22 protein-coding genes and 1 other RNA gene are annotated in these 22,725 nt (G+C 53.4%); 15 read left to right on the top strand and 8 right to left on the bottom strand.

The features are described from left to right. Positions 1 to 38: 38 nt before the first annotated feature. Entirely contained in the window at positions 39 to 188 is a 150-nt protein-coding gene (locus tag L1I42_RS10490; protein ID WP_236114479.1) for a hypothetical protein, read from the top strand. Between the two features lie 18 nt (positions 189 to 206). Here L1I42_RS10490 and L1I42_RS10485 read toward each other — a convergent pair whose 3' ends face one another. Both L1I42_RS10485 and L1I42_RS10480 read right to left on the bottom strand, forming a co-directional pair. Further along, positions 207 to 1,070 carry a 50S ribosomal protein L11 methyltransferase gene (locus tag L1I42_RS10485; RefSeq protein ID WP_236114478.1) on the bottom strand — a complete coding sequence of 288 codons (864 nt, stop codon included), beginning with the start codon at positions 1,068 to 1,070 and terminating at the stop codon, positions 207 to 209. Positions 1,071 to 1,081: 11 nt separating this feature from the next. Next, positions 1,082 to 3,427: an ATP-dependent helicase gene (locus L1I42_RS10480; RefSeq protein WP_236114477.1), complete on the bottom strand. Its 2,346-nt coding sequence runs from the start codon at positions 3,425 to 3,427 to the stop codon at positions 1,082 to 1,084. 186 nt (positions 3,428 to 3,613) lie between these two features. On the opposite strand from L1I42_RS10480, the gene L1I42_RS10475 reads away from it, so the two are divergent. The 3 genes from L1I42_RS10475 to L1I42_RS10465 all read left to right on the top strand — a co-directional run bounded on the left by L1I42_RS10475 (position 3,614) and on the right by L1I42_RS10465 (position 7,441). Continuing rightward, positions 3,614 to 5,788 (top strand): esterase-like activity of phytase family protein, encoded by a 2,175-nt coding sequence (locus tag L1I42_RS10475; RefSeq protein ID WP_236114476.1) that lies wholly within the window; start codon positions 3,614 to 3,616, stop codon positions 5,786 to 5,788. An 82-nt stretch (positions 5,789 to 5,870) separates the two neighbouring features. Further along, on the top strand, positions 5,871 to 6,398 hold the full coding sequence (locus L1I42_RS10470; protein ID WP_236114475.1) for a hypothetical protein: 528 nt from the start codon (positions 5,871 to 5,873) through the stop codon (positions 6,396 to 6,398). 65 nt (positions 6,399 to 6,463) lie between these two features. Beyond that, positions 6,464 to 7,441 carry an NAD(P)-dependent alcohol dehydrogenase gene (locus L1I42_RS10465; RefSeq protein WP_236114474.1) on the top strand — a complete coding sequence of 326 codons (978 nt, stop codon included), beginning with the start codon at positions 6,464 to 6,466 and terminating at the stop codon, positions 7,439 to 7,441. Here the strand turns inward: L1I42_RS10465 and L1I42_RS10460 are convergent. After that, a complete protein-coding gene (locus tag L1I42_RS10460; RefSeq protein WP_236114473.1) occupies positions 7,438 to 8,040 on the bottom strand; it encodes a TetR/AcrR family transcriptional regulator in 603 nt (200 codons plus the stop codon). The two genes, L1I42_RS10465 and L1I42_RS10460, sit on opposite strands and share 4 nt — an antisense overlap. A 69-nt stretch (positions 8,041 to 8,109) precedes the next feature. Here L1I42_RS10460 and L1I42_RS10455 point away from each other — a divergent pair, with 69 nt between their 5' ends. Beyond that, complete coding sequence (locus L1I42_RS10455; protein ID WP_236114472.1) at positions 8,110 to 8,541, top strand: VOC family protein; 432 nt, start codon at positions 8,110 to 8,112, stop codon at positions 8,539 to 8,541. A 7-nt stretch (positions 8,542 to 8,548) separates the two neighbouring features. On the opposite strand, the gene L1I42_RS10450 is transcribed toward L1I42_RS10455, so the two are convergent. Continuing rightward, on the bottom strand, positions 8,549 to 10,186 hold the full coding sequence (locus tag L1I42_RS10450; protein WP_236114471.1) for a chloride channel protein: 1,638 nt from the start codon (positions 10,184 to 10,186) through the stop codon (positions 8,549 to 8,551). A gap of 201 nt (positions 10,187 to 10,387) precedes the next feature. Here L1I42_RS10450 and L1I42_RS10445 point away from each other — a divergent pair, with 201 nt between their 5' ends. Continuing rightward, positions 10,388 to 14,047 (top strand): AsmA family protein, encoded by a 3,660-nt coding sequence (locus tag L1I42_RS10445; RefSeq protein WP_236114470.1) that lies wholly within the window; start codon positions 10,388 to 10,390, stop codon positions 14,045 to 14,047. Positions 14,048 to 14,057: 10 nt separating this feature from the next. Here L1I42_RS10445 and L1I42_RS10440 read toward each other — a convergent pair whose 3' ends face one another. The 3 genes from L1I42_RS10440 to ssrA all read right to left on the bottom strand — a co-directional run bounded on the left by L1I42_RS10440 (position 14,058) and on the right by ssrA (position 15,298). Further along, a complete protein-coding gene (locus tag L1I42_RS10440) occupies positions 14,058 to 14,276 on the bottom strand; it encodes a ribbon-helix-helix domain-containing protein (RefSeq protein WP_236114469.1) in 219 nt (72 codons plus the stop codon). Between the two features lie 13 nt (positions 14,277 to 14,289). Next, complete coding sequence (locus L1I42_RS10435) at positions 14,290 to 14,820, bottom strand: SspB family protein (RefSeq protein ID WP_236114468.1); 531 nt, start codon at positions 14,818 to 14,820, stop codon at positions 14,290 to 14,292. Between the two features lie 109 nt (positions 14,821 to 14,929). Further along, positions 14,930 to 15,298: a transfer-messenger RNA gene (ssrA, locus tag L1I42_RS10430) on the bottom strand. A gap of 119 nt (positions 15,299 to 15,417) precedes the next feature. On the opposite strand from ssrA, the gene L1I42_RS10425 reads away from it, so the two are divergent. The 9 genes from L1I42_RS10425 (at position 15,418) to L1I42_RS10385 (ending at position 21,844) form a co-directional block, all read left to right on the top strand. Beyond that, complete coding sequence (locus L1I42_RS10425) at positions 15,418 to 15,735, top strand: DUF2853 family protein (RefSeq protein WP_236114467.1); 318 nt, start codon at positions 15,418 to 15,420, stop codon at positions 15,733 to 15,735. Positions 15,736 to 15,870: 135 nt separating this feature from the next. Beyond that, complete coding sequence (locus L1I42_RS10420; protein WP_236114466.1) at positions 15,871 to 16,326, top strand: YHS domain-containing (seleno)protein; 456 nt, start codon at positions 15,871 to 15,873, stop codon at positions 16,324 to 16,326. Positions 16,327 to 16,390: 64 nt separating this feature from the next. Next, positions 16,391 to 17,185, top strand: coding sequence for a thymidylate synthase (locus L1I42_RS10415; protein ID WP_236114465.1), 795 nt, complete (start codon positions 16,391 to 16,393; stop codon positions 17,183 to 17,185). Beyond that, entirely contained in the window at positions 17,182 to 17,511 is a 330-nt protein-coding gene (locus tag L1I42_RS10410; RefSeq protein ID WP_236114464.1) for a MazG nucleotide pyrophosphohydrolase domain-containing protein, read from the top strand. The genes L1I42_RS10415 and L1I42_RS10410 overlap by 4 nt, the downstream gene beginning before the upstream one ends. After that, positions 17,511 to 18,032 (top strand): dihydrofolate reductase, encoded by a 522-nt coding sequence (locus L1I42_RS10405; RefSeq protein ID WP_236114463.1) that lies wholly within the window; start codon positions 17,511 to 17,513, stop codon positions 18,030 to 18,032. Before L1I42_RS10410 ends, L1I42_RS10405 begins: the two co-directional genes overlap by 1 nt. Positions 18,033 to 18,109: 77 nt before the next feature. Further along, positions 18,110 to 19,192 carry an FtsH protease activity modulator HflK gene (gene hflK, locus L1I42_RS10400; protein WP_236114462.1) on the top strand — a complete coding sequence of 361 codons (1,083 nt, stop codon included), beginning with the start codon at positions 18,110 to 18,112 and terminating at the stop codon, positions 19,190 to 19,192. A 2-nt stretch (positions 19,193 to 19,194) separates the two neighbouring features. After that, positions 19,195 to 20,160 carry a protease modulator HflC gene (gene hflC, locus L1I42_RS10395; RefSeq protein ID WP_236114461.1) on the top strand — a complete coding sequence of 322 codons (966 nt, stop codon included), beginning with the start codon at positions 19,195 to 19,197 and terminating at the stop codon, positions 20,158 to 20,160. After that, positions 20,160 to 20,348: a DUF2065 domain-containing protein gene (locus L1I42_RS10390; RefSeq protein ID WP_236114460.1), complete on the top strand. Its 189-nt coding sequence runs from the start codon at positions 20,160 to 20,162 to the stop codon at positions 20,346 to 20,348. Before hflC ends, L1I42_RS10390 begins: the two co-directional genes overlap by 1 nt. Before the next feature lie 41 nt (positions 20,349 to 20,389). Further along, positions 20,390 to 21,844, top strand: a complete 1,455-nt coding sequence (locus L1I42_RS10385; RefSeq protein ID WP_236114459.1) for a Do family serine endopeptidase — start codon at positions 20,390 to 20,392, stop codon at positions 21,842 to 21,844. Between the two features lie 2 nt (positions 21,845 to 21,846). Here the strand turns inward: L1I42_RS10385 and serB are convergent, their stop codons facing one another. Beyond that, the gene (gene serB / locus L1I42_RS10380) at positions 21,847 to 22,719 is read right to left on the bottom strand and encodes a phosphoserine phosphatase SerB (RefSeq protein WP_236114458.1); all 873 of its coding nucleotides are present in this window, start codon (positions 22,717 to 22,719) and stop codon (positions 21,847 to 21,849) included. Positions 22,720 to 22,725 lie beyond the last annotated feature (6 nt).

Here is a 22,725-nt window from a genome sequence, read left to right as displayed (position 1 = left end):
AATGGGCCCAGAGCCCTCTATTGAGCTAGGTGTTTAAAATGTCTGCGACCAAAACCTTTTTCCAAAATTTCGTGAGCGCAATGTCCAAAACACGTGATTTTCATGATCCGCGTGAGCAGAAAGAATATGTGGCGACAAAGTCTTATCGTCATCTGCTCGGTTCATATGATCACACAAACGGCTTCTAAGAAGTCGTAAAAGCCGAGCTACTCGGCTTTTAGTGTTAGGATCGACCAATCACCCTTCTCGCTATGCGCGAGGAGGGTTGTTTTTTGTGCGGTGTAGGCGGCAATCACATCTTCTGCCTGCCGCGTCAGTAGCCCAGCCAGAATGATGGTGGCGCCAGGTTTAGCCTGTGCCACCAATTGCGGTGCCAACTCAATCAGCGGCCCGGCCAAAATATTGGCCATGATCAGATCAAACGGGCCATGTTCGGCAAAGATAGGGTGAGCAAAACCGTCAGCAGTTTCGGCGATGATCTGATCCAGCACCCCATTAATCTCGGCGTTTTCAATGGTGACTTCGACGGCTTTGGGGTCAATGTCTGTCGCGAGAATGTTGAGTTCGGTGCGTTTGGCGGCCGCGATGGCCAGAATCCCAGTACCGGTGCCTAGATCCAATATGGCTTCAGGTGTGTTGTCTTTTAGGTAAAGGTCTAGTGCCGCGAGACAACCGGACGTGGTTTCATGATGGCCGGTCCCAAAGGCCTGACCTGCATCAATTCTGATCGGGATCACGTTTTCGCTAGGCGCATCATCATGCGAGCCATGGACAAAAAATCCACCCGCCTCAACGGGTTTCAAGCCTTCCAGCGAATGGGCCACCCAGTCTTTGTCCGGCACCGGGGCCACTTCAAATTCAACATCGTCGCCCAACACCTGCTTGGCCAGTGCATTGAATTTTTCGATGTCCGGCTTTACATCGCATGTGGCTTCAAATACCCAATGTTCGCCATCCGGGCCTTCATAAGCCACAGCGGAAAGCGCCATATCTTCCATCTCGCTGACCGCATCGACCAGCTTATAGGCTTCTTCTTTGGTGAGGGGCACGCTGATCTGATTTAGGGACATGGATTAAAGTCTCACGGTTTTTGAACAAAGCTTTCCAGCACCTTTTTGCGGCCTACGCTGGGAAAGTCAATGCTCAGCTTGTTGCCTTCAACGCCGGCCACGGTGCCTTCGCCGAATTTGAGGTGCAGTACCTTGTCGCCCGCCTTGTAGCGAGAGGAAGAGTTGGCGGTGTTGGTGGACCGGGCCACCAATTCGCCCTCAATGGTGGGGCCGCGGTCATAGCCGCGCGATTTATGTTGCCGTTGGGCGCGTTGCCAGCCGGGTGTTTCATAGACGCTTTCAAATGGATCGCGTCGATCGAATTTGGTGGCTTGGTCGCGGCCGCCATAATTGATGCCGCCATAGGATGAGCCGGTATCTTTGACCTCAACCGCATCCGCAGGCAGCTCATCAAGAAAGCGGGACGGAATGGCGGATTGCCACAAGCCATGAATGCGTCGGTTTTGGGCGAGGCTCAGTTTGGCGCGTTTGCGCGCGCGGGTGATGCCCACATAGGCGAGGCGGCGTTCTTCTTCCAACCCGGCTTTGCCGGATTCGTCCAAGGCGCGCTGGTGGGGGAACAGGCCTTCTTCCCAGCCCGGCAGAAATACGGTGTCGAATTCCAAGCCTTTGGCAGCGTGCAGGGTCATGATGGAGACCGCATCGTCTGCATCGGCACTGTCGCGATCCATCACCAAGGCGATATGCTCCAAAAATCCGCCAAGGGTTTCAAATTCCTCCATGGAGCGGATGAATTCTTTGAGGTTTTCCAATCGACCCGGCGCGTCAGCAGATTTGTCGTTCTGCCACATCTGTGTGTACCCGCTCTCGTCCAAAATCGCTTCCGCCACTTCAGAGTGGGGCAGGGTTTGCAACCGCATGGCCCATTCATCAAATTGGCTGAGCAGCCCACGCAGGGTAGAGCGCTGTTTTGGTTTCAATTCATCGGTTTCCACCAGCTCGCGGGTGGCTTGCACCAGCGGCACATTGGCGGCGCGGGCCGCATCATGCAGCAAACGGATTGTGGCGTCGCCCAAGCCGCGCTTGGGCACATTGACGATCCGTTCAAATGCCAAGTCATCTGCGGGCTGGGTCACGATGCGCAAATAGGCAAGGGCGTCACGGATTTCGCGGCGCTCATAGAAGCGCGGGCCGCCAATGACGCGGTAGTTCAACCCGAGCGTGATGAAGCGATCTTCAAATTCGCGCATTTGGAATGAGGCGCGCACCAGAATGGCCATAGAGTTGAGCGCATGGCCCTGGCGCTGCAATTGCTCAATATCTTCGCCAATATTGCGGGCTTCTTCTTCAGAATCCCACACGGAGGTGACCGCGATTGGCTCGCCTTCTTCGCCGACATCGGTTTGCAATGTTTTGCCCAAGCGATCTTCATTGTGGGCAATCAGGTGCGAAGCGGCTTTCAGGATTTTTGAGGTGGAGCGATAATTGCGCTCCAGCCGGATGACTTTGGCGCCGGGAAAGTCTTTTTCAAAGCGCAAAATATTGTCCACTTCGGCGCCGCGCCAGCCATAGATGGATTGGTCATCGTCGCCCACCACGCACACATTGGCGGTGTCGCGGTGTTCGTTGGTTTGGGCCAACAGGCGCAACCACAAATATTGCGCCACGTTGGTATCCTGATATTCGTCCACCAGCATATATTTGAAGCGCTGATGATATTCGGCCAGAACGGTTGGGTTTTCTTTAAACAGGCGAATGCCTTCCAGCAGCAAATCGCCAAAGTCTGCGGCGTTCAGCACCTTAAGGCGCGATTGATATTGCTGATAGATTTTGACTGCTTTGCCATCGGCAAAAACACCCGCATCGGCTTCGGAAAGTTGGCTGGGTTGGAGCCCTTTGTTTTTCCACCCGTCGATCACGTGGGCCAGCTGCCGGGCGGGCCAGCGTTTTTCATCCACATTTTCGGCTTGCAGCAATTGCTTGAGCAGGCGGATCTGATCGTCAGTATCCAGAATGGTGAAATCAGACTTGAGGCCCACCAACTCGGCATGGCGGCGCAAGATACGGGCGCCGATGGAGTGGAAAGTGCCCAGCCAAGGCATGCCTTCAATGGCACCACCCACAAATTTGCCGATCCGCTCTTTCATTTCGCGGGCGGCTTTGTTGGTGAAGGTTACGGCCAGAATTTCATGCGCTCGGGCACGGCGGGTGTGCAAGATGTGGGCAATGCGTGTGGTCAATACCCGCGTTTTGCCTGTGCCTGCGCCAGCCAACACCAGCAATGGCCCATCCACAGACACAATGGCATCGTGCTGCTCGGGGTTTAAGCCATCTAAATATTGCGGTGTTCGCGCGCCCAATTGAGAAGTGATCGGGCCAGCGCCTAAACCTTGAGGTTTTGCTGGTCTATCGGTCATTCGGTCCGTTTCGAATCTCTTTTTGTTCTTTATAGGGGAGACATTCTTTCTTGTATATGTCGAGAACCAAAAACCCTTGTGAGGCTTGAGTTGTGCAATGTCAAATTTGTGCAACAATTTTGTCACGTGTCTGTTGCGACAACTCCCTAAGCGAAAAGCGGACGACTTAAACCTAAGGGGAAACTTATGTCGCTTTTCAAAACAATCAGCCTGGCTGCACTGTCGAGTGTGAGCCTGGGGTCTATGGCTGCACTGGCCAGCCCGTATTTCGATCGGGTGAATAGCTTTCCAGTGGCACAAAACGCACCGGAAGCCGAAGAAACCTCGGCGGAAATCATTGCCGCCAATGCAGATGGTTCCTGGCTTGTATATTCAGACAGCCCGGCTGGTGGTCTCGGCTTTATCGGCCTCTTTGAAGATGGCAGCACCACCGCCAAAGGTTTCGTGGCGCTGGACGGCGAACCGACATCAGTTGCTGTGATCGGTGAGCAGGTGTTTGCAGGGGTAAACACATCTGAAAGCTACACGGCGCCCTCAGGCCATGTGGCCGTGATCAATGCCGCAAGCCAGGAAATTGTGGCGACATGTGATCTTGGTGGTCAGCCCGATTCAATAGCTGCGTCAAAAGACGGGGCGATGCTTGCCGTGGCGATTGAGAATGAGCGCGACGAAGATTTGAATGATGGCGTGCTCCCACAGGCGCCTGCTGGCTTTGTGGCCTTGTTTAAGGTGGCAGAGGGTGCGCTGGATTGCGACAGCCAAATCAAAGTGGATTTGACAGGTTTGGCTGAAGTCGGTGCTTCTGACCCTGAGCCAGAATTTGTTGATTTCAACATGGCAGGCGAATTGGTTGTGACGCTGCAGGAAAACAACCACCTTGTTGTTCTTGATGGCGTGACCGGCGAGGTGAAAAACCACTTCTCCGCCGGCGCTGTCGATTTGGTCAATGTGGACACAGAAGAAGAACGGGCCCTTACATTTGATGGCACATTGAGCGCCGTTGTGCGTGAGCCAGACGCTGTGAAATGGCTGGATAATGACCGCTTCGTGACCGCCAATGAAGGTGATTATGAAGGTGGCTCACGCGGCTTCACCATTTGGAATAAAGACGGATCTATCGTTTGGGATTCCGGCATGAGCGTGGACCATTTGGTGGCACGTTTGGGCCACTACCCAGAAAAACGCTCTGACAATAAAGGCTCTGAGCCTGAAGGTTTGGAAGTTGCCAAGTTTGGTGCTGACACATTGATCTTTGTGCTGTTGGAACGTGCTTCTTTGGTGTTGGTGTATAAAGATACCGGTGGCGAACCTGAATTTATTCAAGCTTTGCCATCCGGCATCGCTCCTGAAGGTGCGGTGGCCATTTCCGCAAAAGACTTGCTGGTGACGGCCAACGAAAAGGATTTGCGTGAAGATGGCGGGCCGGGGTCGCATGTGATGGTTTATGCGCGCACTGCACAAACACCAGCATACCCGCAAATCATCTCAAAAATGGATGGCGATCGTCCAATCGGTTGGACTGCGCTTTCGGGCCTTGTGGCTGATGCAGAAGTTGCGGGCAAGCTTTATGCGGTGAATGACAGTTTTTTGCGGGCACAGCCGTCCATCTATGAGATTGATGCCACCCAATCACCTGCCAAAATTGTGCGTCGTATCGGCGTGACGCGTGATGGCGCACCAGCACAGAAACTGGACCTTGAAGGCATCACGCTTGATGGTGACGGTGGTTTCTGGCTTGCCTCTGAAGGCCGGACAGATCGATTGACCCCACATGCGCTTTACCATGTGAATGCAGAAGGCGAGATCGAGAAAGAAGTGCCGTTCCCGGCTGAACTGCTGGCCGTTGAAAAACGCTTTGGTGCTGAGGGCATCACTGCGGTTGGTGAAGGCGATGAGATGGTGCTTTGGATCGCTATCCAGCGCGAATGGGCTGACGACGACAAAGGCGAAGTGAAGCTTGTTTCCTACACGCCTGCCACTGGCGAATGGGGTGCGGTGCACTATCCGTTAGATCAGGGTGAAAAAGGCTGGGTTGGCCTTTCTGAAATCACGGCCTATGGCGACATGATTTATGTTGTAGAGCGTGACAATCAGTTGGCTGCCAATGCGAAGATCAAAAAGCTTTATGCCATTTCAGTGGACCAAATGCAGGCAGCACCGTTGGGTAGCGAATTGCCATTGGTTGAGAAAACTGAAGTGCACGATTTCTTGCCCGACATGAAAGCGTTGAACGGCTTTGTGCTCGACAAGATCGAAAGCTTTGCCATCGACGCGGCAGGCGAAGGGTTCGCGATGACAGACAATGATGGCGTAGACGACCACTCGGGTGAAACCTTGTTCTTCTCCATCGGCAAAATGTAGGTCTTGCCTAGATTTTCAATATTGGCCCGGGCGGAAACGCTCGGGCTTTTCTTTATGGGAAAAGCGGTTAGATTTGAATCGGTTGGAGGATATGATGAACCCATTGATTCAAGCTTTGTTGGCGTTTGATGGCAAGCAAGTAGCGCCATTGAAGCAGGGGTTGGCTGCTGCGGATTCGGATGACTTTCTGGCGCTTACTGATTATTTTTCCCATGACAATGTGGTGTTTCAAACCGGGGCGACGTGGCTGGTGAAAAGCGCGTTGGAGCGCAGCAAAGAGGTTCCGGCCAATGTCGTCGAAGCCATGTTTGATGCCGCGGATCAATACAGGCATTGGGAGCCGAAATTGCATGCGCTTCAGTCGGTGCAATTCCTGGATTTTGCGCAAATTAAACGTGAGAAAGTTGCGGCTGCATTGCCTGCGCTTTCGGACGATAAGAAGACCTTGGTGCAGGTGTGGGCGCTGGATGCTGATGTTCGGCTTCATGTTGAAAATGAGAGTCAATTGAATCGCTTACAGCAAAAGCTCAATATGGCGCTTGAAAAGGGGGCGGCGTCACTAAAAGCGCGGGCGCGGCAGTTAAAAAATGAATTTAAAGCCTTGGATTGACTTGAATATTTGAATCGCGTGCCCACTTGAAGCGTAGACTTTGTTTGTTGCCATTGGGGGAAATAATGAAAGCCGCTGTTTGCCGTGCCTATGGGCCAGCCGAGAATGTAAAAATCGAAGAAGTGGAAAAGCCAATGCCGGGGGCTGACGAAGTGTTGGTGAAGGTCGTGGCAAGCACGGTGGACATAGCCGATGTGCGCATACGTGCGCTGCGGGTTCCGAAAGGTCTGAGTTTCCCCACCCGTCTTGCGATGGGGCTGTTTAAGCCGAAATATCCGATTTTCGGTTTGCAGTTTTCCGGCATCGTTGAGGCAGTGGGGGCTAACGTCTCCGCCTACAAGGTTGGCCAAGAGGTTGTTGGCTCTTCCGGTTTCCGTTTCGGGGCACATGCAGAATTCATCAAAGTGGGTGGCGATAGTGCGCTGGTGCAAAAGCCGGACAACCTGACCCATGAAGAGGCAGTGTCGGTGCTGTTCGGCGGTAGCACGGCGATGGGTTACTTCAATGCTGCGGGCTTGAAGGCGGGTGACAATATTTTGATCAATGGGGCGTCTGGCGCGGTTGGCGTTGCGGCTGTGCAAATTGCCAAACATATGGGCGCAACGGTAACGGGTGTCTGTTCTGGTAAAAATGTTGAGCTGGTGAAATCACTAGGCGCTGATCATGTGATTGATTACACCAAGGAGGACTTTAAAGCCTCTACCGACAAGTTTGACTTTGTGATGGATAATGTGGGCAATGCGCCTTTTGCCAAGGTCAAGCATATGCTCAAGCCAGACGGGAAAACGCTGGTGGTGATTTTTGCCAATGCACTTGAAATGATCAAAGTGTTGACCAATAAGCGCGCGGTGATGCTCACTTCAGATTCTGAAAAAGAAGTGATGGGCAACAAAATGTACGCCCACCTGATGGATCTGGCAGCGCAGGGCGTGTTGAAACCGGTGATTGACACCAGTTTCCCCTTTGAAAAAATCGCCGATGCGCACCGTCTTGTGGATGGTGGGCACAAGGTGGGAGCTGTAGTGGTGCGGGTGGCGGCTTAAGCGGCGCCAGCCCCGTTCACCACCCCCACCACCAATTGTCGCATGGCCGCATTATAGTGCTGTTCATCTGCACCATCGGCGATGGCGCGGGCAGCTTGGTCAAATGAGGCTGAAAGTAGGTCCGCTATCGCATTGAGATGGGTTGGCACAGCGCCTTTCTGCTCAAAGGCGGCTTTGAGGCCCACAATCAGTTCTTGCTGCGCATTCTCCCCATCAATCTGCGCCATCTCATCTTTTCCCAAAAATGCCGGGCCAATATCGAGCAGCAGTTTGGTGCGGCCCGGCACCTTCATGGCGCGGAAATAGGCTTCGGTGCCGTTGATCAATGAGGCGAGGGGGTCATTTATGTCGAGGTCTGCCTTGGCGATTTCTTTGGCAATCGCTTCTGATTCCATCACCAATATGGCGCGCAATAAGTCCGCTTTATCTTTGAAATGGTGGTAAAGCGCGCCCCGCGTCACCTCAGCTTTTTTCACAATGGCTGGGGTGCCCGTTTCTGCATAACCATCTGAAATAAATAGTTTTCGCGCTGCTGCGATCAATTGCGCACGGGTGGTCTCTGACCGTTCTTTATTTGATCGACGATTTTGTGTTTGCATACATACAGCCTGTATGTTAATTGAAATATACATACAGATTGTATGTTATTTTTGATTTGGAGAAAAGAGATGAAAACAACTTCATATTATCCCGTGATTATGGTGGCTGATGTGGCAAAAACGGTGGCGTTCTTTACCCAGCATTTCGGGTTTGTGCCGCGTTTTGAGAGCGATTGGTATGTGCATTTGCAATCTGAGTTGGTGCCAAGCACAAATCTGGCGGTGCTGCAATTTGATCACCCCACGGTGCCGAAGCCAGCGCAGGCGAAAACGCAGGGGCTGATCCTAAATTTTGAGGTGGAGGATGTGGATGCGCAATATGGCCGACTAAAAGAGGCCGGGTTGCCCTTGCTGCTGGACATCAAAAGTGAAGATTTTGGCCAACGCCATTTCATCACTGCAGATCCGAATGGGATTATGATTGATGTGATCCAGCCTATTCCGCCAAGTGCAGAATTCGCCGCACAATATGACGAGAGTGCTTTGCCGCAAGGGGGCTAGTTTGTCCCTAAAGGTGTTCTTCGCGGCTTTGCTCAACCAAAGCTTTGTTGAAACTGGCCAACGCCTTCACATGGGTCACCCAGCCCACCTGTTTCATGCGCTTGCCCGAGCCATCCATAACGGGCAAGCGCGACTCATCAGTCGCGTCAAAGGCGCGGAGGGCCGTTTCCAGTGTGTCGCCGGTTTTCAGCCAGGGTTTGCCAGAGAGGATGTCAAAGGGTGGCTCCTCTTCGCTTTTTACATAGGGCGACATGAAATCGCGCACCCTGTAATATTTGATGAAATGGGCGTGCGGGCCTTCTTCCAACATGATGCCGCGGGTATAGAGCTGCCAATAGAAAAATGAGCGCCCCATAACAGCTTGGGTCAGACCGGTTGCAATGGATACTGCGAACAGCAGCGCGATGGAAAAGGCGAAGCCGCCGGTCAGTTCAAAAATCATCACTGTGGTGGAGATGGGTGCGCCCAGCACGGCGGCCGCGACAGCTCCCATGCCAATAATTGAATAAAGCGCCTCAGAGGAGGCCAATTCAGGGAAAACGCTGGCGGCCATCAGGCCAAAGGCTCCGCCGGTCATGGCGCCAAGATAAAGCGCGGGGGAAAAGATGCCGCCGCCAAACCGAGACGCCAGTGTGATGGCTGTGGCCGCTGTTTTGGCCACGATCAGCGAGAGCATGGTCCAAAGGCCCATTTGGTTGGTTAGCGCAGCGTTGGTGGCTTCATAGCCCACGCCCAACACTTGCGGGAAGGCCAGGGCAATGATGCCGATCATAAAGCCGCCGATGGCGGGACGGAAATAGTCTTTCACGCGAAAATGGCGTGCGACCCAGTCCGTGCCGATCAGTGAGGTTTGAAAGGCAATGGCGACGACCGCGCATGTTAGCCCCAGCAGCGCAAAGGCGGGGATTTCCCAGTAGGAGGTAATCTGAAAGTCCGGCACCAGAAAGGCCGGATTGTCACCAAACCAGGCGCGAGACATGGTGGAGGCAATAACAGATGCGATCACAATCGGCACAAAGGCCGACATGGCGAAATGCCCCAAAATGACTTCGTGGGCAAACAGCACCCCGGCGATGGGCGCGTTAAAGGAGGCCGAAATGGCTGCCGCCACGCCACAGCCCAGCATGATGCGGCGGGCCGAAGGCGGCAACTCGAAAAAGCGGAACAGCGATTTGGACACGGAGGCGGCAAAATAAACCACGGGGCCCTCCCGTCCCGCGCTTGCGCCAAACCCTAAGGAAATAGCCGAGATCATGCTGGCGACCAGCGAATTGCGCAAGGATAGTTTTTTGCCATCATGGGCGCGGGCTTCGATCACATCGGCCACGCCGCCCGGGCGGGCGTCGCGACGCCACATATACATGATCATGCCCACAATAATGCCGCCGGTGACGGGGCCCACAATAACATAATACCAGGGGAGGGCTGCGAGACGCTCAAGATAGAGTTCAGTCGCATTCTGTATCCAGATATATTGAGCCAAGGCAATGGCAGAGCGGAACAGAATGGCCACGGCCCCTCCGGCTACGCCGGCGGCAATGGCGAGTAGCCACAGTTTAGGCAGTTGCGCGGCCTGAAATGTTGTCAGGTGTGGTTGCACCCACTTTTGCACGACACGGTAGATCAGGCGGGCATTTTTGGCCATTTTTGCGGTGTACTCACTCCCGACACATTTTGGTTGTTTTGATTATTTGATAAGCCTTTATCAGGGGGCAGGGCAAGACTTGGCGCCATAAAAGGCTGTTCATGTCTGCTTTTTTGCGCGGAAATCTGCAATTGAGGGCGTGACGTAGGGCGCTGAAAGCTTTAACCTTTTGGCAAGTATGGAGATGGGTAAACAAATCTCGTGTTGAATCGCGTATATATTGCTATTGGCATCTTGCTCATTCTGGTGTTGGCGGCAGCCTTTGTGGTGCCGCGCTTCTACGATTGGAATGTGTATCGGGAACGCGTTGAAGCCATTGCGGCTGAAGCGCTGGGCACCGATGTGGCGATTCGCGGTGATTTGTCCTTTACGCTGCTGCCGCAGCCGCAAATGACCATTGCCGATATTGTCGTTGGTGATGCACAGACACCTTTGCTGGAGGTGGACCGGGCAGATGCGCATCTCAACCTGATGGAATTTTTGCGCGATATTTACGCAGTGCAGCAACTCAATCTTGAGGGATTGAAGCTGCATCTGACCATTGATGAAAATGGTCAATGGCGCATGCCGATCCAACTGCCGCAAGATGTGCCACAGGGCAATGTTTCAATAGAAGATGCCGTATTGCGGGATGCTCAAATTGTGCTGGCGGATCAGCGATCCGGTGAATCCTGGCGTTTGGAACGACTCAATGGCAATTTGAGCGCAGCCGGGTTGCGCGGGCCATTTGCGCTGGATGCCAAAGGGGTGATGCAGGGGCGGGATTACACGCTGCGCTTGACCAGCTCTGAATTGAACAATCAGGGGCAAATGCGGCTCAGCAGCTTTATCGCCCCCACCAACCGCCAGTTTTCTTTGACCAGTGAAGGCCTTTTATCCACCAACGGCGCACGTGCTCAATTTGCGGGAAGCGCAGATTTGCGGGTTCGGCCGGAGCGCCGCGACGAAAATGATGTGCGTGGCGATCTGACAGTGAAGACCAAAATTACGTTGGATGCGCAGCAATTGCGGGTGGAAGAATTCAACCTTGTGCCAGATGAAAATCGGGCCGGCACGCGAATGGTGGGCAACGCCACGCTGGCGTTGGGCGAAACCCGGCATCTTGATGCACTGATTTCCGGCGGTGTTGTGCCACTTATTCCGCAGGATGCCCTGCGCGATCGCACTGCCGATCCCTATGCGCTGGTGGATTTGCTGATCAATTTGCCGCCACCGCCCAAATTGGCTGTGGCCACGGGTGATGTGCAGGTGGATATCGGAGAGCTGGGGCTGGGTGAATTCGCTTTGCGCGACGTTGCTGCCGATCTTCACCTTGATGATGATGTGTGGACGGTAAAATCATTTACCACCCGGCTGGCTGGCGACAGTATGTTCACTTTGTCGGGCGAGTTGATTGAAGCGCAAGGCCAGGCTGCTTTTGATGGACGCTTTTCCTTTGCTTCCGAGCGTCTGGATGCGCTGGCACGGGGCTGGCGTAGCTTTACCGATGACAACCCTTTGTTTGGGGCCACAGCGCAAGGCCAAGGCCGATTACGCCTGTCGTCCAGTGGGGTCAATATTGCCGCAGACGGCTTTAAGCTTGACGATGACCAATTGGATCTTGTGATCGATTGGCGGGAAGAGAAGGCTCGGCGGCTGGTGATTAATGCGGAGCTGGGCCAATTTGGCGCCCAAAGCACCGAGCGTCTCTTGGCCTTTTTGCCAGAGTTTGGCAGGGATCAAAAATTCAATCAAACCTTTCCCTTGGGCCGCTTTAAAGTGAAGGCAGATCAGTTGGTCTTTGCACAAACGCCGGTGCGGGACGCGGCGGCAAGCGGTAAATGGTCAAGTGAAGGCATTGAGTTCGATGATTTGTCGGCCAATGATGTGGCTGGCATTTCTATTCAGTCCAGTGGCACCTTGGCGGGCTCTTTTGAAGCGCCGCAATTGTGGGGCACTGCGCGGTTTGATGTACAGCCCCGCGCCAATATTGATCGCTGGGCGATGTTCTGGCCCGGTGGCATCCACCCGAAAATGGTGGAGATCATGCGCGCCAACCGGCCTGCTCGCTATGACGTGGAATTGATGCAGCCGGAAAATGAGGCGCAGAAAATGACCATCGAAGCGGTGAATGCCGATTTGAAGGTTGATGCGGCGTTTGATTTTGCCGAGGGTGCCCTAAACGCCGCCACAGCGCCTTCGGCAGGCGCCGTGTTCATTTCGGCGCGACATGGACCAGCGCTTTTCAATGGGCTGATGCTTGATGGTGATGGATTCTCAACCGACACGCCAGCTCAATTGTCATTTGAATATCAGGGGACATTGTCGAACTCCATTGAGGCTGAAATTGGATATGAATCGGGCGCGAGCGATTTAACCTATGCAGGTTCGCTGATCGTTTCGGACCTAGCTAATCTGCGTGGCCGTGGCCAGGTGCAGGGCGAGATTGCCGATATAGAAGGCATAAGTGATCTCTTGGGTCTGAACGGGCTTTATCTGCCACCGCTGCAGGGCACGGCAGCGCTAAAGTTTACGGGCACAGAAAAATATGAGCTGACGGATATTCGGGCCCGGGCCGTTGACGAAGATGTGACGGGTAATATCAGCATGAGCCGCTTGGGTGAAAGCGCAGTCTATGGCGGCGATTTGCGGGTTTCGCGCTTAAGTGTTGATGGGTTAGCCCACTATCTGGGCGGTCCGACGGCGTTGATGGATAGTGAGGCCCAGCTTTGGCCGGACGGGCCGTTTAACATTGCGCAACAAAGCCGTAAACACCGAGGCCGCATTGGCATTGAGACCCCGTTGGTCATGGCCAATGACCGAACCTTCCTCACCGGCGTCAGCTTTGATTTGAGCTGGACCGCCAACGAAAATCGTATTCGCAATCTCTTAGGGGCGCGTGGCGAGGGTGAAGTGGGCCTTGACGTTACGCTTTGCTGCCATGGGAGTGAAAGCCAAAAGCAACTTAACGGTCGTTTCCGGTTGGACGGGGTGGCGCTGGGCGATGTGCTGGTGGGGCCAGCCACGTCGACCTTGTCCGGATTTGTTGATGGGGCGGGTCGTTTTGCCGCGCGGGGCGCCGATTATGCCCAGATGTTTGCTGCAATGGGGGGCGAGGGCAGTTTCTCCTTGTCCGACTTTGCGATTGAGGGGGTCAATAGCGATATTTTCACGCATATAGCCGATATGAACAATTTGACCGAGCTGGAGCCAGCGGCGTTCAAGGCCCAAATTGACCAACAGTTGGAAAAGGGACAATTGAGTGTGCCCTCTGCAGATGGGGTGTTTTCGGTCGCCAACGGCAAATTATTGTTGCGGAATTTCGCGGTGGAAGATGACCGTGCCCGGCTGTTTGGCGAGTTGACGCTCGAGCTGTCGCAGTTGGGTTTGCAGGGGGACTGGACGCTGACGCCAACACAATCGTTTGGCGATGGCGAAGTGTTGAGCGAAAATGCCGCGCAAATCGCCTATCGCGTGGGGGGCAAACTGTTTGATCCCGACGTTAGCGTGGATGTTGCACCAATGGCTGATGCGATCCAGATGCGCGCGTTTGAGCTAGAGGTCGAGGAGCTTGAACGATTGCGTGCAGAGCAAGAGGCACGGGCGCGGGCGCAGGCGGCTGAACAACAGCGGCGCATGGCCGAACAAGCTGCGCGGGAAGCGCAAGAGGCTGCAGCGCGGGCGCAAGCTGAAGAAGCCGCGCGCAAAGCCGCACAAGAACAACAGCAACAACAAAGCCGTGAAGAAACGGCGCCACTGGCATTGGATCCCGGTGCACCAATCGCTTACGATCCGGAGACGGGAGAACCGATTTATTTCGATCCAAATGCGCTTTATCTGGAGGACCAGTCGCCGCTCGATCTTACGGATGGGTTGGAGTAGATCTGCGCGATTATTCGTCCTGCCCGAGCTGCTCTTGAAGCCAGTCCAACACAGTTAGCCGCAAGGCCGAGGCCAGATTGTTCTGGGCCCTGGTTTCGTCAATCTGTGCGATAAAATCGGCCAAAGACAGATTCTGTTCACTGGCCATTTTCTCAATCAGCGCCCAAAACTCCGGTTCCAGCGCCACGCTGGTGCGATGGCCGGCGATGGTGATGGAGCGCTTTTTCATTTAGCTGAGGTGTTTATGGTTTTTTACGGAAGGAATCGAGGCTAACGACATTTTCGCCTTCCTCTTCGTCGCTCTTTGCCGTGTCGGCTTCAGCGTCTTTTTCGGCCTTCTCCGGCGTGTCGCCATTATCGGCGGCCAGCGTGCTGGATGGGATATCTTCCAAATCTTCTTGGCTCTCGCCGTTTTCGTCAGTCACATCAAATTGCAGGCCAAATTGGACAGATGGGTCGAAGAAGCCTTTAATGGCAGAGTAGGGCACCACCAAAATTTCAGGCTGGCCATCGAAGGACAGGCCCACTTCGAAGCCCGTCTCAGTGGTTTTCAGGTCCCAATACTGATTTTGCAGCACAATGGTCATTTCATTTTTATATTGCTCCAGCAAACGCTGGGAGATGCGCACGCCCGGCGCAGTGGTAACAAATGAAATGAAGAAATGATGCTCGCCTGGCAACCCGGTTTTGGCCACTTCATTCAACACCTTGCGCACCACACCGCGCAATGCTTCTTGTGCCAAAATATCATACCGAATGAGGTCTTCTGCCATTTGGGCGCACCTTTTTGCTGTCGAGAATCTCTAGAGCTGCATAACAGACTTAATTTGCCATGAAATGCAAGGGGATGAAACCATAAGGTTCGAATTAATTAGAAGGTAAAATGCAGGCTTCTGTTGCCAGGTGCCTGCGGACCCCGCCTAGTCCTTGCTAGAGGAAAAGGGCTTTAATTCGAGGTGTCGAACCGCATTACGCAGCTAGACGTGCCTCAGCGAAGTTGTCATTTGCAACTATCATAATGGTCCGATACGGTGGTACCATGCCGAGCGAAAGACAATCCTTTACACCCTCGTCGATCCTATTTCGCCCCCATATTTCAGCGTTCTAGCGGCCACATCAGCCTTGCTGAAAATTTGGTGGAGGCGCCGGGTACCGCCCCCGGGTCCGAATGGTTTATTACGATTTCCATTTATCGCCATAGCTGTTGCCAGCACCTCATATATAGGAGCTTTTTGTCAGATTGCAAAGGGGTGGCGAACGTTAAACAGTCTTTACACCTTCATGAAGCTGTGGAAATGTTTAAAAGTTAACAGTCGTTTACCGGGGGAGGCTCCTGCGTTGCGGCGATAGGTGTAGAAGAGGAAATGAAGATGAGCAATCATTTGGCGGAAATCCAAAAATATGACCCTGCGGCCGACCCGGCCATTGTGGACAAAATGGCGAAAACCTATCGGTTGGTGTTGTCCAAGCGTGATAGCGCCTATGTGTCGACCTCTGACCCGAAAGAGTTGAAAACTGTTCGCGAGAACTTTTTGAAAAAGAAGCTTGGTCTGAAAGATAGCGATGACAAGTTGGACGCAGTTATTGCCGAAGTTGCGCAGGACATGAAAGCGGACCGCATGAAAGAGCGGCTGACCTTCTATTATCTCTGTGCCAAGAAAACCGGAAAACTGGGCGTCTTTGGCTGAGTTTAAGCGTCAATGTTAGCTTGCAAACGTCACTTCGTAGCGGGGACGGCGTTGCTCGCAAAATTGTGATCCGGTTTGACCACACCGTCCTCCCAGCCCGTGCCATAAAAACGCATCAATAGCCGGGAGGATTTAATGGATCGACGTGTGTTTATTGGACTTGCCCTGATCGGGGCAAGTGGGTTGGCTGTTTACCCAGCTATGGCGCAAACCGGCAGGATTTATACAGGTCTGGTGCCCGATACGGCTGTGGGGGGCTATGACAGTGTGACCTATTTCACTGAGGGGCAGGCTATTAAGGGCAGTCCTGACATTACTTTAGATTATGGGGGCGCCATTTGGCGCTTTGCCAGCGTTGAAAACCGAGACATGTATGCCGCGGACCCCGAGAGATATGCGCCTCAATATGGCGGACATTGTGCCTATGCGGCGGCCAAAGGCTATTTGGCAAAAGGCGATCCGGAGGTTTGGCATATTGAAAATGGCAAACTCTATTTGAACTTTGACCAGAATGTTCAAAAATTATGGTTTGCGGATATACCCGGTTTTATCAAGCAGGCGGACGCAAACTGGCCGACCTTGGGCCGTTAGCGAAGGTGGGTAAAAGCACCGATTTTGCCGTACAGGGCCAAAAGAATCGCTTATTATCGGTGCTATGCAAGCTTATTTAGACCTATTGTCTCATGTGATGGAAAATGGCGTGGACCGGGGCGACCGTACGGGCACCGGCACGCGCGGCGTATTCGGCTATCAAATGCGGTTTGACCTTGAAAAAGGTTTCCCGCTGGTCACAACCAAAAAACTGCATTTGCGCTCTATCATTCATGAGCTGCTGTGGTTTTTGATGGGTGAAACCAACATCAAATATTTGCAGGACAATAAGGTCCGCATCTGGGATGATTGGGCTGATGAAAATGGCGATTTGGGGCCCGTATACGGGTCGCAATGGCGGTCCTGGCCCGCGCCCAACGGGGAAAGTATTGATCAGATCACAAAACTGATTGAGGGCATCAAAAACAATCCCAACTCGCGCCGACATATTGTGACGGCCTGGAACCCGGCAGAGGTGGACAATATGGCGTTGCCCCCCTGTCACTGCTTGTTCCAATTCTTTGTGGCCGAGGGCAAATTGTCCTGCCAACTCTATCAGCGCTCGGCGGATATTTTTCTGGGCGTGCCCTTTAATATCGCGTCCTATGCGTTGCTCACCCATATGGTGGCGCAGGTGACGGGTTTGAAAGTTGGCGAATTTGTCCACTCCTTCGGCGACGCCCACATCTACCACAATCATTTTGATCAGGTGCGGCTGCAGCTCACGCGGGCACCGCGTCCCTTGCCAAAATTGATCATCAATGAGGCGCGCACCTCCATTTTTGATTTTGTTTATGAAGATTTCGCGTTCGAAGGCTATGATCCACATCCGACCATCAAGGCGCCAATCGCGGTATGAATGCTGAAACGCTTGATCGTTTGACGGATAAAATTTCAAGAGTATCTGACACTTACGCCGAAAGATGCAACATTGCGCGCGACGATGACTGGTACTTGCTTAAATTAAATGAAGAATTGGGTGAGCTGACGGCCGCCTATTTGCGTATGACCCAAAGAGGCCGGTTTGATGCAGCGCGCACGCCGGAAAATGCACGCGCATCAATGGAAGCAGAAGTGGCAGACGTGTTTGCGCAGCTTTTGCTTTTTGTCCAACATAATGGGATTGATATTGAAGACGCTGTGACGCGCAAATGGTTTAAATATTTACCGCAGGATGAGCAATAATGGCCGCACAAGATGATGTTAAAATTGCGTTGATCGCCGCTGTGCCGCAAAATCATATTATAGGGATCGACGGCGATATGCCATGGTATTTGCCCTCTGATTTCAAATTTTTCAAAGCCACCACCATGGGCAAGCCGATGGTGATGGGGCGAAAGCAGTTTGAAACCGTTGGGCGGCCTTTGCCCGGGCGCACCAACATAGTGGTAACCCGGCGCAAGGACTATCAGCCGGACGGCGTTTTGGTCATTAATGATCTGGATGCGGCGATTGACCACGCCAAGCACATCGCGCGCGCGGACAAGGTGGATGAAATCATGATCATTGGAGGTGGTGAGATCTACGAAGCGACCATTGATCGCGCTGATCGGCTTTATATCACCCACATTGACGCGGCACCTGATGGCGATACGGTCTTCCCCAAAATTGACAAGAGTTGGGTTGAGGTGGATCGGCCGAGCTTTGAACCACATGAACGGGATACCGAAACTTACTATATTGCTACCTATGAACGCCAAAACTAATTTGGCGCGGCGATTGATTGAAAGCGCTAGGTTTCCTATATAGACGACACACATCTATTCTAACTGAAGGGTAAGAAATGCCTTGGAATGAAAACAATAGTGGCGGACCGTGGGGGCAAGGCCCTAGCGGTAGCGGCTCCGGCGGTGGCGGTGGACCCCGACGCCCAAATGGTCCAAACATTGAAGAATTGTTCAAGCAAAGCCGCGAACAATTTAAGGGCGGTGTGCCCGGTGGACGGCTAGGCTTGCTGGCCATTCTGGCGCTGATTGTCGTGTTTTGGCTGTATCAAAGCATTTATACGGTGGACGCGCAGGAAGTGGGCGTGGAGTTGCTGTTTGGTCAGCCAAAGCAGGAACTCTCGCAATCTGGTTTGCATTTCCATTTCTGGCCGATTGAAACGGTGGAAAAGGTGACCACCACGCAAAACCAAACGCGGATTGGTTCTATCCGTAGTTCGGGCCGTTCTGGCCAATTCAGTGAAGGTCTGATGCTTACCGGTGACCAGAACATCGTTGATTTGGGCTTTTCTGTGCTGTGGCGCATTTCTGATCCTGCTGCCTATTTGTTCAACGTACGGGATCCAGATGGCGTGATCCGTCGGGTGGCTGAAAGTGCGATGCGCGAAGTAGTTGGCCGTCGGCCGGCTCAAGACGTATTCCGTGATAAGCGTACAGAGATTGCGGTTGACGTTGAGAAAATTACCCAAAGCATTCTGGATGAATACGGTGCGGGCATCAATATTGCTGGTATTTCAATCGAAGATGCGGCGCCCCCGAATGAGGTGGCGGATGCGTTTGATGAAGTGCAGCGTGCCGAGCAGGACGAAGACCGCTTCCAGGAAGAAGCACGTCAATATGCCAACACCCGTTTGGGTCAGGCCCGTGGTGAAGCTGCGCAATTGCGCGAAGAAGCTGCTGCCTATAAGGACCGTGTAGTCAAACAGGCTGAAGGTGAGGCTGCCCGCTTTGTCTCCGTTTATGAAGAATATGCAAAAGCGCCTGAAGTAACCCGTAAACGCTTGTTCCTTGAGACGATGGAAAGTGTTCTTTCCCAGTCTGAGAAAGTGATTATGGAAAGTGGCGAGGGGGGCACCGGTGTCGTGCCGTATCTGCCGCTGCCTGAAGTGCAAAAGCGCAGCAACTCGAATGCGGGGAGATAATCATGGGTAATCGTGCAATTATTGCTATTGTCGTCGCGATTGTCGCGATCTATTTGTTATTCTCCTCGATCTTTGTGCTGAATGAGCGCCAACAGGCAATTGTTCTGCGCTTTGGTGAGATTGTGCGGGTTGAAACCGAACCGGGGTTGAACTTCAAACTGCCGACCAATTTTGTAGAAACGGTTCAGATCATTGATGACCGGATTTTGCGCTATGAATTGGAAGATCTGCGGGTGCAGGTTTCTGGCGGTAAATTCTACGTGGTTGATGCATTCATCACCTACCGCATTGTCGATCCGACCCGTTTCCGTGAGTCTGTGTTTGGCTCCATTGCAACTGCTGAACAACGTATCGATACACGTTTGGAAAACGCATTGCGTGACGTTTATGGTTTGCGCCAGTTTGAAGACGCCTTGTCTGAAGAGCGGACGTCCATGATGCGCGAAGTGCAGGCGCAGGTCTCTGATGAGCTTGAGGTGATCGGTCTTGAGGTGGTTGACGTTCGGATTATCCGCACAGACTTGACCGCCGAAGTGTCACAGCAGACCTTTGATCGGATGAAGGCTGAACGTTTGGCCGAAGCGGCGCGCTTGCGGGCTCGCGGTCAAGAGCTGGCCCAAACTTTGCGGGCGCAAGCTGACCGTCAGGCCGTTGAGATTGTCGCCACGGCACAGCGGGATGCGGATATCCTGCGTGGTGAAGGTGACGCCGAGCGGAACCGGATTTTTGCTGAGGCCTTTACTAAAGATGCGGAGTTCTTTGAATTCTATCGCTCAATGCAGTCTTATCGCAGCGCATTGCAGGGGACCGGCACAACCATGTTGTTGAGCCCGAATTCCGAGTTCTTCCAATATTTCAGGTCTGACAGTGTCGGGACATTTGAAAATGTTCCAGACCCCCAAACACCTGAGGCGACTACACCCGTTCCACAAGCGGAAGCGAGTGAAGATCAACCCACGGGGCAGTAATGAAAGATCTTTTCATTGCGTTGGCTTTGGCCATCTGTTTGGAAGGGCTGCTTTATGCGGCCCTTCCACAACAAATGAAGCGGGCAATTGCTGTATTGCTGGAAACACCTGAATCACAAATTCGCGTGATCGGGATTACAACAGCCATCATAGGCTTTATTGTGGTGGTCTGGTTGCGTGCGGTTTAAACGATCGGCGGGCACAGCATTTTAAGGCAGGGAGGGCCCAAATGCGTTTATTTGAGTTGAAGCTGAGAACAGCGGCGCGCTTGGCGCTTGCTGTTTTTTTTATGGCTATGCTGCCTTTCATGGCGCAAGGGCAGGGGCCCGTATCCTTCGCCCCGCTCGTGAAAGAGCTTCAACCTGCCGTTGTGAACATATCCACCACGCGCATGGCCACGCGTCGTGATCTTGGCTTTGAGTTTCCCGAATTGCCCGAGAATTCGCCGCTCATGGACCTTTTTGAGCGGTTTCAAGAGCCCGATTTTGAGCATGAAGAACCGTTGGAAAGCCGGTCGCTCGGCTCTGGCTTTGTGATCGATGCCGAAGGCACGATTGTGACGAACTATCATGTGATTGAAGGGGCCACGGAAATCTGGGCCTCCTTTGTGGACGGCACACGCCTGCGTGCCCGCATTTTAGGGGTGGATCAGAAGACTGACATTGCCGTTTTGAAGGTTGAATCCAACCGCAATCTGCCTGCGGTGCGCCTTGGCGATTCCGATGCGGCGGAGATTGGCGATTGGGTGATGGCGATTGGCAATCCGTTCGGCCTTGGCGGCTCCATCAGCGCCGGGATTGTCTCCGCCCGCAATCGCGATATTAATTCGGGCCCTTACGATAATTTTATTCAAACCGATGCCGCCATCAATCAGGGCAATTCGGGTGGCCCGCTGTTCAATGTCGATGGCGAAGTGGTGGGCATCAACACCGCCATTATTTCCCGTACCGGCGGTTCGCTTGGCATTGGGTTTTCGATCCCGATCAATTTGGCCAAGCCGGTGATCCGCCAATTGATTGAATTTGGGGAAACTCGCCGCGGCTGGCTTGGTATCGGTATTCAGGATGTGTCTGAAGATATCGCACTCAGCCTGGGGCGTCCCAACAATAACGGGGCGTTGGTGCTGTCTGTGGATCCCGAAGGGCCCTCCTTCGGCATCCTGCAAGAAGGTGATTTGATCCTTGAATTTGACGGGCGTCAGATTGAACGGATGCGGGATTTGCCCCGTTTCGTTGCGGAAACAGACGTGGGCAAGCGCGTCGATGTTGTCGTTGAGCGGCGGGGCCAAAAGGAAATCTTTGAAATCGAATTGGGGCTTTTGGCCCAAGAGAATCCACTGGCTGATTTACAAGACATGCCCATGGACCAGCCGCCTGAAGGTATGGACGAAATGCTCGGATTTGAGTTTGAGGATTTAAACCCGGAAAACCGCAAGAAATATGGCTTGGGCGCTGAAACAGAAGGCGTGCTGATCACGCTGGTGCTGCCGCAAAGCGACGCGGAAGAAAAGGGCATCCGCGCTGGCCATCGCGTGGTGGAAGTCAATCAGCAATCGATCTTTACCGCCGCAGAATTGCGCACCCTGCTGGGCACCGCCATTGAGACCGGTCGGGAAGTCATCTTGCTCAAAATTGCTGACCCGATTGGCAATCGACGGTTCGTTGCGATCCGTTTGAACAAATAGCGCTAGCGGATAAAATCTTCGTCTGCGAAGCCTTGCAGGAAGAGCAGACCGGTCAGGTCGGAATGGTTGAAGCAATATTGCGCTTCGGCAGCGACCACCGGCTTGGCATGAATAGCCACGCCCATACCTGCGGCTTTGATCATTTTCAGATCATTAGCGCCATCGCCCACCGCCATGGTTTGGCTGAGGTCCAATTTATGGGCCTTGGCAAGACCATGTAATTTTTCCAATTTGGTGTCCTGCCCCACAATCGGCCGCGCGACGGTGCCGGTCAAAATATCATCTTCAAATTCCAGTATGTTGGCCGTCGCTTCGTCAAAGCCGATCCGCTTGGCGAAATAATCAGCAAACAGCGTGAAGCCGCCAGAAACGAGTGCCGTATAGGCGCCATAGGCACGCATGGTTTGCACCAGCACCCGGCCGCCTGGCGCGTAAGAAATCTGTTCGCGCCGCACCTCTTTAATGCGGTCCAGCGGCAAGCCTTTCAACAGCTTCACCCGGGCGTTCAGCGCCGCCTCAAAATCCAATTCGCCACGCATGGCACGGGCCGTGATTTCGGCTATTTCAGCTTTAATGCCCAACGCATCGCCCAATTCATCAATGCATTCTTCATTGATCATGGTGCTGTCCATATCGGCAATCAAAAGCCGCTTCCGGCGCTTTTGATCCTCGACCAGATTGACATCTACCGCATGATTGGCAAATGCCGTCTGTGCTGTCTCCAGTCCGTCCTTGGCTTTGATTTGGATCAGTTCGCAGGCGACGTCCTGCTGCAGCCAGTTGAGTTGGCCGCCAATATCGCTTTTAACCTGATTGACCAGGTCATTATCCAGTTCGGGGTTGGCGGGGTTGGTGGAAAGCACTAAAACGGACATTTAGTT

This window comes from Maritalea mediterranea, assembly GCF_021568695.1.
Classification (GTDB): domain Bacteria; phylum Pseudomonadota; class Alphaproteobacteria; order Rhizobiales; family Devosiaceae; genus Maritalea; species Maritalea mediterranea.
The sequence above is the reverse complement of the archived record's forward strand: the minus strand, read 5'-3'. Positions and strand labels throughout refer to the sequence as shown.

Bases quoted from the DNA above. Each gene is read 5' to 3' on its own strand.
- L1I42_RS10425 (WP_236114467.1), top strand. From the start codon at position 15,418: ATGAGCAATCATTTGGCGGAAATCCAAAAATATGACCCTGCGGCCGAC.
- L1I42_RS10455 (WP_236114472.1), top strand. From the start codon at position 8,110: ATGAAAACAACTTCATATTATCCCGTGATTATGGTGGCTGATGTGGCA.
- L1I42_RS10485 (WP_236114478.1), bottom strand. From the start codon at position 1,070: ATGTCCCTAAATCAGATCAGCGTGCCCCTCACCAAAGAAGAAGCCTAT.
- L1I42_RS10390 (WP_236114460.1), top strand. From the start codon at position 20,160: ATGAAAGATCTTTTCATTGCGTTGGCTTTGGCCATCTGTTTGGAAGGG.
- L1I42_RS10420 (WP_236114466.1), top strand. From the start codon at position 15,871: ATGGATCGACGTGTGTTTATTGGACTTGCCCTGATCGGGGCAAGTGGG.
- L1I42_RS10435 (WP_236114468.1), bottom strand. From the start codon at position 14,820: ATGGCAGAAGACCTCATTCGGTATGATATTTTGGCACAAGAAGCATTG.
- L1I42_RS10450 (WP_236114471.1), bottom strand. From the start codon at position 10,186: ATGGCCAAAAATGCCCGCCTGATCTACCGTGTCGTGCAAAAGTGGGTG.
- L1I42_RS10415 (WP_236114465.1), top strand. From the start codon at position 16,391: ATGCAAGCTTATTTAGACCTATTGTCTCATGTGATGGAAAATGGCGTG.
- L1I42_RS10405 (WP_236114463.1), top strand. From the start codon at position 17,511: ATGGCCGCACAAGATGATGTTAAAATTGCGTTGATCGCCGCTGTGCCG.
- L1I42_RS10475 (WP_236114476.1), top strand. From the start codon at position 3,614: ATGTCGCTTTTCAAAACAATCAGCCTGGCTGCACTGTCGAGTGTGAGC.
- serB (WP_236114458.1), bottom strand. From the start codon at position 22,719: ATGTCCGTTTTAGTGCTTTCCACCAACCCCGCCAACCCCGAACTGGAT.
- L1I42_RS10490 (WP_236114479.1), top strand. From the start codon at position 39: ATGTCTGCGACCAAAACCTTTTTCCAAAATTTCGTGAGCGCAATGTCC.
- L1I42_RS10440 (WP_236114469.1), bottom strand. From the start codon at position 14,276: ATGAAAAAGCGCTCCATCACCATCGCCGGCCATCGCACCAGCGTGGCG.
- L1I42_RS10410 (WP_236114464.1), top strand. From the start codon at position 17,182: ATGAATGCTGAAACGCTTGATCGTTTGACGGATAAAATTTCAAGAGTA.
- L1I42_RS10480 (WP_236114477.1), bottom strand. From the start codon at position 3,427: ATGACCGATAGACCAGCAAAACCTCAAGGTTTAGGCGCTGGCCCGATC.
- hflC (WP_236114461.1), top strand. From the start codon at position 19,195: ATGGGTAATCGTGCAATTATTGCTATTGTCGTCGCGATTGTCGCGATC.
- L1I42_RS10465 (WP_236114474.1), top strand. From the start codon at position 6,464: ATGAAAGCCGCTGTTTGCCGTGCCTATGGGCCAGCCGAGAATGTAAAA.
- hflK (WP_236114462.1), top strand. From the start codon at position 18,110: ATGCCTTGGAATGAAAACAATAGTGGCGGACCGTGGGGGCAAGGCCCT.
- L1I42_RS10385 (WP_236114459.1), top strand. From the start codon at position 20,390: ATGCGTTTATTTGAGTTGAAGCTGAGAACAGCGGCGCGCTTGGCGCTT.
- L1I42_RS10460 (WP_236114473.1), bottom strand. From the start codon at position 8,040: ATGCAAACACAAAATCGTCGATCAAATAAAGAACGGTCAGAGACCACC.